At 59.5% G+C, this 232-nt stretch carries 1 protein-coding gene; it reads left to right on the forward strand.

Annotated elements, in window-relative coordinates; translation table 11 throughout:
- The coding region (locus tag ACKPVM_RS20540; RefSeq protein ID WP_409311593.1) for a phosphatase domain-containing protein at positions 1-232 on the forward strand (232 nt) is incomplete at both ends.

Below are 232 nucleotides of genomic sequence, written 5' to 3' on the forward strand. Positions count from 1 at the left end.
TGTGCCGCCCCTCAGTTTGATCCCGCTCTTTGTCGCAGATATCACCGAGTATCTCGAGTCGGATCCGGACGCCACCGCCGTCATTCACTGCAAAGCCGGCAAAGGAAGATCGGGAACCATGACCTGCTGTTACCTCGTCTCGCTCCCTTACCTTCCCACTGCCCCCACCAGCATCAAGAACTACAGCAAGATGCAGCGCCCGCCAAACCAGTCGGCCACGCCTCCTCTTGCC

Origin of the sequence: Pectobacterium hainanensis, from assembly GCF_046237015.1 — a bacterium.
In the GTDB taxonomy this organism is placed as follows: Bacteria; Pseudomonadota; Gammaproteobacteria; order Enterobacterales; family Enterobacteriaceae; genus JBJYIN01.